At 60.6% G+C, this 574-nt stretch carries 1 protein-coding gene; it reads left to right on the top strand.

The window, feature by feature from the left end; all coding sequences use genetic code 11:
• Positions 1-574, top strand: a 574-nt coding sequence (locus AACY52_RS29545; protein ID WP_339561258.1) for a hypothetical protein, incomplete at both ends; no start/stop codon positions are given.

The following is a 574-nucleotide window of genomic DNA, read 5'->3' as shown; positions in this document are numbered from 1 at the left end:
CCCGGAACGCCCGATCTCGCCGGCCTTGAGCCGATGGCACCGCTGGCGCGACGCTGGCCCTCCTATCTGGGCGCAGCGGTCACGCTCGTAATGATCGTGTGGCTCGGCTTGAAGCTCCATGCGCTGGGCGTCGACAGTCTGGTCTCGGCGCTGCCGAGCAGCCCGCTTTTCTATCTGTTCTTCGGACTCTTCTACCTTTCTCCGGTGACGGGCGACTTCATCATCTTCCGCAAATTGTGGGGGATCCCGGCGGCCGGTTACGTGGCATTGACCAAGAAGCGCATCGCCAACGACGTGCTCAATTATTCGGGCGAGGCCTATTTCTACGCCTGGGCGCGGCAACGGTCGTCGATGGTGGCGGCACCGTTCGGCGCGGTGAAGGATGTCAGCATCCTGTCGGCGATTGCCGGCAATATGGTGACACTGGCGATGATCGCGATCGCGATGCCGCAAATAATGCGCCTTTGCGTGTCGCTGTCAACCATGGTCTGCGCGCCATCATGTAAACACTATAGATATTTGGAGATCGTGCGAAATTCTTCCTCCGCCGATCCCACGCCGTCACTGGCTTCGG

The organism is Pseudomonas sp. EA_65y_Pfl1_P113, assembly GCF_963970525.1.
Lineage (GTDB): Bacteria > Pseudomonadota > Gammaproteobacteria > Pseudomonadales > Pseudomonadaceae > Aquipseudomonas > Aquipseudomonas tritici.
This window is presented reverse-complemented; position numbering and strand designations above follow the sequence as displayed.